Source organism: Halomicronema sp. CCY15110 (assembly GCF_016888165.1).
Lineage (GTDB): Bacteria > Cyanobacteriota > Cyanobacteriia > Phormidesmidales > Phormidesmidaceae > Halomicronema.
Genome location: NZ_JACSWC010000315.1, coordinates 66,152 through 75,239, shown reverse-complemented (window position 1 = coordinate 75,239; position 9,088 = coordinate 66,152). Strand labels below are relative to the sequence as shown.

The following is a 9,088-nucleotide window of genomic DNA, read 5'->3' as shown; positions in this document are numbered from 1 at the left end:
GCTTCTTTTGTCGTCGTGTTTCTAGGTGTCCCAGGTAGCAAAACCTTGGCAAGAGAACTTTTCAAACACCCTCTAAGCAGAGTTAGAAGGCAAATCACGTCTGGAAATATGAATCAATGTTTAATTCATCAGAAAGTTTTGGCGCACTAGGCCACCTTTTGTGCTCTTTACTTCTTTGGTGTTCTTTATTTGGAATGGCGATTCAGGGGGATACGCATCCTCAACTTGGCTGCCAACTAATCAGGAATGTGTAACGTTAACTACCGATTCATCAAAGGCTTTATTTTACTTTGTATACAATCTTGACTGCCTTCGTTAAAAATGCTTTCAAAATTTTTTCTTGCTCTTTTTATTATGTGAATTTGATCCGCGAGGAAGCTGTTGCTGGATATCAGGCCGTTGTAGGCGATTGAGCAACGTTTGTTGTTAGCTACGTACCTCAAAGTTTTGATTTTGGAAAAGTTTCGCTATGACTAATCCCGAAGCCGCTCCAGACGAGATGATGTTGTCCGAAGAGGAGACATCTGCGGAAGGTGCCTCTCCTGGAGTTGATTTGATTTATGGGTTGGAGGATCGGCCTCCCCTCAGAGAAACTCTGTTTGCTGCGGTGCAGCACGTGTTCGCCTGTTTTGTCGGCATCATTACGCCATCTCTAATTATTTCCGGAGCCCTAGGGCTAGAGCCCACGGATGGGGCTTATCTCGTCAGTATGTCGCTGTTTGTCTCGGGCATTGCGACGTTCATTCAGGCCAAGAGGATTGGCCCGATCGGGTCGGGTTTACTCAGTATTCAGGGCACGAGTTTTGCCTTTATTGGCCCGGTGATTGCGGCGGGTACGGCTGTTATCGGGGCGGGGGGCACGCCTCAGGCTGCTCTTGGGACTATTTTCGGGCTGTGTTTTCTCGGTTCTTTTATCGAGATAATTCTCAGTCGCTTTATTCAGTTCGCCAGCAAAATCATCACGCCGCTGGTTACGGGCGTTGTCGTGACGCTCATCGGTCTGACCCTGATTAATGTGGGGCTCACCAGCATGGGGGGAGGCTTTGCAGCGCGGGAAGCGGGCACCTTTGGTAGTCCTGCGTTTCTCATGCTCTCACTGCTAGTGCTGGCCATTATTGTCATTCTGAATAATGTTGGCAATGCCTTTTTGCGCATGTCGTCGGTAGCGATCGCCCTGATTGTGGGGTATGTCGTGTCAATTCCGATGGGTCTAGTGAACTTCAGTAACCTCGCAAACCTCGGCGGCATCAATATGCCGATCCCCTTCAAATATGGCTTTGGGTTCAACTTTTCCGCTTTCATTCCGTTTATATTCCTGTATTTGATTACGACCATTGAATCCACCGGCGACTTGACGGCAACCTCCCTCTTGACGGGGCAGCCGATTACCGGCCCGAAATATATGAAGCGGATTAAAGGCGGTATTTTGGGCGACGGGGTGAATTCAGCGATCGCTGCAGTTTTCAATACGTTTCCTAACACCACCTTCAGCCAAAACAACGGTGTGATTCAGCTAACGGGAGTCGGTAGCCGCTACGTGGGTTTCTTTATCGCTGGCATCTTCGTCGTCTTGGGTATCGTCCCGATTGTGGCTGGGGTGTTTCAGACAATTCCGCAGCCCGTCTTAGGGGGAGCCACCATCATCATGTTTGGTTCTGTAGCAGTTGCTGGCATCAAGATTTTGTCCTCAGTCAACTTAGACAAACGAGCCTCCATCATTTTGGCGACTTCATTGGGGTTGGGTCTGGGGGTGAGTGTTGTTCCCGACATTCTGGAACAAATGCCCCCCTTGATGAAAAGTATCTTTTCGTCAGGCATTAGCACCGGCGGCCTCACTGCACTGGTGCTCAATATGGTGCTACCCGGTCGCCGAGTTTAACGCCTCTCGTTCTCTCGCCGCACTAAGGAAGTTGCTTAAAAATAACGTCCCCGATCGTAAGGGTTTGGCAATGCCTAACCCCTACAGAAAGCGTCGTAATGTTGGGGCTGTCATTTAAGCGCAATTCCCTAATTGCTCATGTCAGCTCTAGGTTCGCGTAGAGCCTGGGGCTTTTGGGTCACGTTGTTGATTGGAGATCAGCTGAAACCAGTTGAGCGCAGGGTCTTTGCAGCGGCTTTGATTCCCATCCTGAATTTGAACACTTGCTTTAAACGAAGGGCCAAAGGAGGTTCATCCCGGTGGTCATTATCTCCAGCTCTGGTTACCAGCAGCGGTGTCAGACTCTCCGGCTGGCTCGGTGAACGCGATCGCGTTCATCGAGCCATTCCTGTTCTATGAAACTTGTTTATGGAAAGGCTGAAACCTGCTTTTGGTCATCTTTTCTGAGATTGTCTATCGTAGGAGTATAGACAGAAAACTGTTCATCTCAGGTCGCATCTTGTCTGTCCTGGGACAGCCGAAACGGCCATCCCAACTTAGTTCAAGTCTCAGTCCTCAGAGACCACAATTTGTATTCACAACGTTCATCTTCATCAAGGAGTTAATCCCATGAAACCGACTAGCAACTACACCGCTCATCGAAGCTTGACCGATGTTGCTCACCGCTTGCATTTGGGCCGAGTGTTTGAAGCCGCGCATGGTGCAGGCATCATGACTGCTGATAATCAGCCAGCCCCTGCAAGAGCCGGATGGACGACGGCCCAACTGCTGGAAATGTCGGAAGCCAAGTCGCTGTACAACTAAGGGACTGGCGCGAAAAAAGATCCCCATGAACCGAGTTTCGACTTCGCTCAACTCTCGATCCTGGCAGGTTGAGCGAAGTCGAAACCGGATTGAACGGGTACTTTATTTAGTTGCGGTTCCCTAATCGTTGCCCGATGGCCCGATAGGGCTGCCGTGGGGGTCAGTGGCGGTGGCGGCTGAAGGGTGAAACTGCGATCGCAAAATATCCAACAACGCATACACCGCTGGCGTTAGCAGCGCATCTGCCAACACCGCAACGCCGATGGTGCGCTGTAACGGCGTAGGCAAAGAATAAACCTGTAGCGTTGGCGGAATCGGTTCTGCCGACAACCGAGGCAAAATCGTTCCCCCTACTCCCTGGGCGACCAAGCTGACTGTGGCGGCATCCGTCTCAATTTCGTTGACCACGTTGAGCCAGTAGCCCAGGCCATTGATATGTTCATAGACTGGGCGCATCATCACATAATCAATCGGCGGCATCATTAACGGCTGCTGCGTCAGTTCTTCCCAAGTCAGAGGGGTGCTCTGCAGCCGCGTTTCCGGAGGCAGTAACACAACGTACTCATCTTGCAGCAGTTCCCAGGTTTGCAAATCCGGGTCGGCAGGTAGCGTCACCATGCCAATATCGGCGCGGCCTTCTTTGAGGGCTTGTTTGGCCTGCTGGTCATCGTCGTGTTCGGTCAGATTGATGACAATGCCCGGAAACCGCTGATGCAATTGCTTGATGCTGCGGGGAAGGACGTGGGTGGCGACGCTGCGAAAGGTGGCAACTCGCACTTTGCCACTTTCTACGCCTTTGGCGATCGCCGCCTCGCGCAAAATTGCCTCGGTGCTCTCAAGAATGTTGTGCGCATGGGCCAGGATGCGATCGCCTACGGGGGTCAACGTTGCCCCATGCCGCCCACGGGAAAAGATCATGACACCTAGCGTCTCTTCCAAAGTAGAGATGGCATGGCTCACCGCCGATTGCGAAATGCCTAACATCAGAGCGGCTTCACTAAAGCTGCTTGTTTTTGACACCGCCGCCACAATTTCGAGTTGCGTCAGCTTCACTTGATTGTGCAACGGTTTTTTCATCACGTTCTCAATGAGAAAGGAACTGTAGGCATAGCTAAGCCCCAATCCGCTAGCTTAGGAATGAGGATTTAATCAGTTAGAACAACCGAGGCGGCTGTTCAATGACAGGCACTGGATTTATTTAGCCAGAATTGGATTTTATAGAATCCTGATCCCTTAAGTCACCCAGCAACCAACGGTCTGGGTATATGCAACGAACCAATCAACTGGATGTCGTTAGCCACAGCTAAACTTACGGGTCGTTTTTGCTGAATTTTGATCACTGGCGACTGCCGACTGCTAGGTAGGTAGACACAATTATTTCGCAGACGGGTTTTCTCCTCACGGAGACGCTTTGCGAACGACTCCGCTCAACCCTCAACCTCTAACCTGGACAGTAATATCGCTGATTGAGCGGAGTCGAAATCAGCCACCTGGTTACCGTTTAACTAGGCCCAGCCACTTATCGGGTCACCTTTGCCATATTGTTTACAATAATTCGAGAGGCTAAAACAGTTGGCGATTTGACCATTCAAAAAGAGCAAGGTTCTTGCTGACCCGTTCACCACGATATTGCTTTCCACCCTGGTGATCTCATCCGCTATCTGAAAATGCGACGAGCGTATATAGCGGTTCCTGCTCCCGTGAAGTCCAGTGCAATCCCTGAAACCCTTGCCATGCTTAAGTCTCAGATCTGAATGTGCACCTCATCCAGCGGGAAAACGCTGTGGCAAAATTCAAAAGGCAGAGTTCAAACTTCAAAAGTGAACCCTTTTAAGCACAAGGCTATGAGCATTTTCAGGTGCGCGAACCTAACAGCGGATTGTGATATTTCTGTTTCGGGGCGTGGTTAGTTGATAGGCTGCGACTTGAGCATTCGTAAGGGGGAATTGGGCATCTCCGGAAATTGTTCATCCTTGAAGACGATGATGAAAACAGAATTCCTAAAGCGGCTTTTCTGATGTTGCTGACGATTTGGTCATCGCGGTTTTGGCTGCCGGATTAGGATATTCTCCCTCGACGTAGGTATACACGCCGTAGCTGGCCAAGCCGAATAGCATTACTCCCATAATGGCTCCGCTACTGAGACAGAGTTTTCGCACTGCTTTTGACGCCCGCGCCGCAATGGGATAATCGCCCCGATGATAAGCCGGTTTGACCTGGGCCGCCAACACTAAGGCCAGCACGCCAAACGGTGGAAATAGCAAGAGTGTGGTCGCTACGGCGTCGCGCCAATGGGGGGATGGGCAGGGTGCCTTGTCATAAATACCGTAGGTTTGATCCCACTCGGACAGGGATGAGTCACCGGCTTGGGCAATTAATCGGAACCGCCGCACTTCTGGCAATTGCAGCTCAACCAGGCGATCGCGCAAAGCATTCGGCAATTGAAAATAATTGACCGGGGTGCCAACAGGGCGGTGCAAGGTCAGGGTCAGACGAGTGCCCTCCTGTTCTGTGGTGATCGTCAGCCCGGCGGGCAGTAAATCTTGCAACTGATCTTGCAGATTCAAAGAGTCAGCCTGGTTTTGCGTCTGCACTAATAGTTGCTGAGCCTCGCTCAAGCGTAAATCATTGCACAAGGCGATTTCCCAATCTTGTATCGCGCCCACTTTATCGCCCAGCCTTTCTCTCACTTTTCCTCGGTGCAAATAGGCTTCAGCTAACAACGGATTCTGGGCTACGGCAATGTTGAAGTCTTCTAAGGCGGCTTGGTGCTGACCATGCTGCGCCATCACCAGTCCCCGGTTATAGCGCACTGTGGCATCGTTGGGGTTTAACCTTAACGAGGTAGCCCAGTCGCTGAGGGCACCGGCTTCGTCGCCGAGTTGGTAACGGACTAAGCCACGGTGGCCGTAAGCGGCGGCCTGGTCTGGATCAAGGGCGATCGCCTGATCGAAATCGGCCCGTGCCTCGTCATAGAGGGCTTGCTGCAGGTAAATCAACCCTCGCTGTAGCAAAATCTGGGTTGGCTGCGCATGACAGCTTAAGGCTGCGGTCAGAGACTGGATCGCCCCATGGTAATTCCCTTTTTGGGCAAAATTGAGGCCCCGTCGTAATCGATATCGCCCCTGTTGCTGCTGTGCCCATGAATGCAAGAATCGTGACATGATTTTCGGCCTCGCTGGACAGTTTCATAATGCCCACTTCCCAACATGACAAACTCATTCCGTAACCACAACGACAATCTGTAATTGTATGAAGTTGCGATCGCTTCTATACCAACTAACGACAAGATGCACAACGGCAAACAAAATCACAAATACCAAAATTGTGGTCGCCAGTTGGTTCAAGACTGACAACACAGAATTATCCGCGATGCCACTCAACGCCTGATTAATAAACTTCTGCTGGACAAACTTCCCTCAGCTGCAGCTCAATTGCGATCGCTGTGAACGATCAAGGGACCATTCCCGGCAAGTTGACCAGCGACCTTGAGCCCAGTGGTCGCCTCCGCGCACGCGTCCCATCGCAGAAAATGCTGAACCCAAAATTGAGTTGTCCGAGCTTACCAAACTTGAGTTCGCGATAAGGGTGCAGAGGCACTTTCAGCCTCATCTGAAACCCATTGGTCGGCACCTCCGCCAATGGTGGGGACCGTCAGCGGCTTCCCCCCATTAATTCCTCCCAGGAGAGGAACGTCACCGGATTTGGCATAACCCGAACTGACGTTACCAAAAGTAAGCATCCGGACAAGCCAGGCAGACGCAACGGTATAAGCTCAATAACTGCAAGCAAGTCACAAGGTGTGCTGTTTTATGAAAATTGGTTTACCAAAGGAAATCAAAGATCAGGAGTTTCGGGTGGGGCTGACGCCGGCTAGTGTGCAAGCCCTGTGCCGCCAGGGTCACGAAGTTTTTATTGAAACGGGGGCCGGAAAAGGTGCAGGCTTCATTGATGAGGAGTATCACGCCGCTGGGGGACAAATTGTGACGGATGGGGCAGCCGCCTGGTCGCAAGACATGGTCGTCAAGGTGAAGGAACCGCAGCCGTCAGAGTACCCATACTTTCGGCCCGACTTGCTGCTGTTTACCTATCTGCACCTAGCGGCAGAGCGGGAGTTGACTAAAGCCTTGGTGAAGAGTGGCATTAGCGCGATCGCCTACGAAACCGTGATGACTGCCGATGGCCGACTGCCGCTCCTCACCCCTATGAGCATCATTGCCGGCCGCCTCTCAGTGCAGTTTGGCGCGCGCTATCTAGAAAAACAGCAGGGCGGACGGGGCGTGTTGCTGGGGGGCGTACCTGGTGTAGCAGCAGGGCGAGTCACCGTGCTGGGTGGGGGCATTGTCGGCACTGAGGCCGCCCGCATCGCCGTCGGCATGGGAGCCCAAGTGCAAATTTTGGATATTAGCGTCGATCGCCTCGCTTATTTGGAAACCATTTTTGGCTCACGGGTCGAGCTGCTGTACAGCAACGCCGCCCAGATTGAAACGGTCGTGCCGCAGGCTGATTTGGTCATTGGGGCCGTCCTCGTCCCCGGACGCAAAGCCCCGACCCTGGTGAATCAAGCCCTCGTCGCCCAGATGAAACCCGGTTCCGTCATTATCGATGTGGCGGTAGATCAGGGCGGCTGTATTGAGACCTTGCGGCCTACCTCCCATAGCCAGCCCACCTATGTCGAATCGGGCGTCGTGCATTTTGGCGTGCCCAATATGCCGGGAGCCGCACCGTGGACGGCCACCCAAGCGTTGAATAACTGCACGTTTCCCTATGTGATGAAGCTGGCAAATCAGGGCTTGGCCGCGTTAGAACAGGATGCGGCCTTGGCCCAGGGACTGAATGTGAAGGCCGGCAAAATTGTCTACCCGGCCGTCCAGGAAACGTTTCCCGATTTGGCTGTCGCTTAACTTCACAAGTCTTGTCGCAACGGTAGGACTGGCCGGGGGGAATTGAACCGTCTCCTTTTGTCCTTGCTGGAACTGTTCAGGGGACGGTGCCCTGTCGGATTGACCGATGGAGTCAGGAGCTGGCCAAGGGAACCGTCCCCTTTAGCCACCGTCCCCTTTAGCCAGTTGCGAGCTCTGGCCCGAGCACAACGGTGAAAGGATCGCGGAAGTAGCGATTGGCGACGGCTAGCGCCTGGTCGGCAGTAATGGCGCGAATGGTGTCTTGAAAGACCTGATCAAACTCGACCCCGAGGCCGAGCACTTCATACCAGCCCAGGAGTTGACCGAGTTGAGCATTAGTTTGTTTACCCAGGGCATATTGGCCGAGCAGCTTGTTTTTCGTCGCTTCTAGGTCATCTTTGGTGAGCGGTTCCTGGCCGAGACGCTCAATTTCGTGCCGCAGTCCTTGCAGGGCGATCGCCTGATTTTCCGGGGCGGTGCCCATGTGGGCGACAAACTGCGAATGGCTCAACCGGGTGGGATAAAAGGCCGACACATCGTAGGCGAGACCGCGTTTTTCCCGCAGTTCTACAAACAGACGGCTAGACAGGCCATTGCCCAGGTAGGTGCTGAGCAATTTCAACGCCGCATAGGCCGGGTCATGGACGGCTGGGGTCGGGTATCCCAAGATGAGGATGGATTGGTTGGTGGATTGGGGAATGACGGCGTGGGTCGCCGTGGTCGGCACGGGGGGGTAACTGGGGGCAGGAATGGCTGTCTCGGGGGCGGCCCAGTCGCCTAAATAGTGCTCGGCAAGGGCGATCGCCGCCTCTGGTTGAATCCGCCCAGAGACGACCATGATGCAGTTGTCAGGGCGGAAAAAGGCTTGGTGGGCTTGCCGCAAATCATCCGGGGTCAAGTTGGCGACGCTCGCTTCGGTGCCGATCCCCGGTAAACCGTAGGGATGATCACCGTACATGGCTGCCCGCAAAGCATTGAACGCCAGGGTAAAGGGCTGCTCTTTCATGGAACGGAGGCTTTGCAGCGTCAGATATCGTTCAAGGTCAAATTCGGCCTCGGGAAAGCTGGGATCACGGGCGATCTCTGCCACGAGGGCCAGAATCGTTTCAAAGTCAGCGGTAACGGTCTTTAAGCTAATCAGGCTGTAGTCCACCGAGGCATCGGTGCCTACACTCGCCCCCACGGATTCCACCTGTTCGGCGATATCCATGGAGGAGCGGTGGGTCGTCCCCTTCGTCAATAGCGAAGCTAGTAGACTGAACAATCCCGCCTGCGATCGCGCTTCTCGTCCGGTGCCCGCTTTGATGAGCAGCCGCGCCGACACAATATCCGCCACCGCATTTTCGATCACGAGAACGGTGAGGCCATTGCCCAAAACAGTACGGTGCAGGATGGGCCGTTTGGCAGGAGAAGACAAGGTCATAGAATTGGAGACTGTAGACAGGTGAATAGAGCGAAGCGTGACGGGGGGCCAGTTACCAGGGCCGACACTGCCGAACAG

At 53.3% G+C, this 9,088-nt stretch carries 6 protein-coding genes; 3 read left to right on the top strand and 3 right to left on the bottom strand.

Annotated features, from left to right (window positions below; genetic code table 11):
- Positions 1 to 469: 469 nt before the first annotated feature.
- Together JUK32_RS14215 and JUK32_RS14210 are read left to right on the top strand one after the other, a co-directional pair.
- The gene (locus JUK32_RS14215) at positions 470 to 1,879 is read left to right on the top strand and encodes a uracil-xanthine permease family protein (protein WP_239112663.1); all 1,410 of its coding nucleotides are present in this window, start codon (positions 470 to 472) and stop codon (positions 1,877 to 1,879) included.
- 609 nt (positions 1,880 to 2,488) lie between these two features.
- On the top strand, positions 2,489 to 2,683 hold the full coding sequence (locus tag JUK32_RS14210) for a hypothetical protein (RefSeq protein WP_204139519.1): 195 nt from the start codon (positions 2,489 to 2,491) through the stop codon (positions 2,681 to 2,683).
- Between the two features lie 120 nt (positions 2,684 to 2,803).
- On the opposite strand, the gene JUK32_RS14205 is transcribed toward JUK32_RS14210, so the two are convergent.
- Together JUK32_RS14205 and JUK32_RS14200 are read right to left on the bottom strand one after the other, a co-directional pair.
- Positions 2,804 to 3,760 carry a LysR family transcriptional regulator gene (locus JUK32_RS14205; RefSeq protein WP_204139518.1) on the bottom strand — a complete coding sequence of 319 codons (957 nt, stop codon included), beginning with the start codon at positions 3,758 to 3,760 and terminating at the stop codon, positions 2,804 to 2,806.
- Between the two features lie 923 nt (positions 3,761 to 4,683).
- A complete protein-coding gene (locus JUK32_RS14200; RefSeq protein ID WP_204139517.1) occupies positions 4,684 to 5,847 on the bottom strand; it encodes a tetratricopeptide repeat protein in 1,164 nt (387 codons plus the stop codon).
- A 648-nt stretch (positions 5,848 to 6,495) separates the two neighbouring features.
- On the opposite strand from JUK32_RS14200, the gene ald reads away from it, so the two are divergent.
- Positions 6,496 to 7,587, top strand: a complete 1,092-nt coding sequence (gene ald, locus JUK32_RS14195; RefSeq protein WP_204139516.1) for an alanine dehydrogenase — start codon at positions 6,496 to 6,498, stop codon at positions 7,585 to 7,587.
- A 157-nt stretch (positions 7,588 to 7,744) separates the two neighbouring features.
- On the opposite strand, the gene JUK32_RS14190 is transcribed toward ald, so the two are convergent.
- On the bottom strand, positions 7,745 to 9,010 hold the full coding sequence (locus tag JUK32_RS14190; protein WP_204139515.1) for a pitrilysin family protein: 1,266 nt from the start codon (positions 9,008 to 9,010) through the stop codon (positions 7,745 to 7,747).
- Positions 9,011 to 9,088 lie beyond the last annotated feature (78 nt).

What these genes read in the sequence shown, in the direction of transcription:
- JUK32_RS14215 (WP_239112663.1), top strand. Translation starts at nt 470, where the DNA reads ATGACTAATCCCGAAGCCGCTCCAGACGAGATGATGTTGTCCGAAGAG.
- JUK32_RS14210 (WP_204139519.1), top strand. Translation starts at nt 2,489, where the DNA reads ATGAAACCGACTAGCAACTACACCGCTCATCGAAGCTTGACCGATGTT.
- JUK32_RS14205 (WP_204139518.1), bottom strand. Translation starts at nt 3,760, where the DNA reads ATGAAAAAACCGTTGCACAATCAAGTGAAGCTGACGCAACTCGAAATT.
- JUK32_RS14200 (WP_204139517.1), bottom strand. Translation starts at nt 5,847, where the DNA reads ATGTCACGATTCTTGCATTCATGGGCACAGCAGCAACAGGGGCGATAT.
- ald (WP_204139516.1), top strand. Translation starts at nt 6,496, where the DNA reads ATGAAAATTGGTTTACCAAAGGAAATCAAAGATCAGGAGTTTCGGGTG.
- JUK32_RS14190 (WP_204139515.1), bottom strand. Translation starts at nt 9,010, where the DNA reads ATGACCTTGTCTTCTCCTGCCAAACGGCCCATCCTGCACCGTACTGTT.